1 pseudogene is annotated in these 299 nt (G+C 42.8%); it reads left to right on the forward strand.

Annotated elements, in window-relative coordinates:
* A pseudogene (locus ACG916_RS21595) lies at positions 1-251 on the forward strand (crotonase/enoyl-CoA hydratase family protein); the annotation flags it as partial.
* Positions 252-299: the final 48 nt, after the last annotated feature.

The raw sequence follows: 299 nt of genomic DNA on the forward strand, positions 1-299 counted from the left end.
TCATTACAGAAATATCCCCAGAAGGTACAGAGCTTAAACGTGCCATAGAAGTTGCTGAACATATCGCGCAAGCTGCACCACTTGCTGTAAAAGCGACCCTCGCCTCTGCTCGTGAGGCAGTCAATGAAGGTTACAAAGTGGCTTTTAACCAACTGCAAAACCATCTTCAACCTTTACTCACAACAGAAGATGTTCAAGAAGGTGTTTTCGCCATGCTGCAAAAAAGACCTCCTGTTTTTAAAGGTAAATAAGTCCTACTCAAGCACTGCGCTCTACAGTTTAAAACTTATGGATATACC

Source organism: Acinetobacter legionensis, assembly GCF_048552295.1.
In the GTDB taxonomy this organism is placed as follows: Bacteria; Pseudomonadota; Gammaproteobacteria; order Pseudomonadales; family Moraxellaceae; genus Acinetobacter.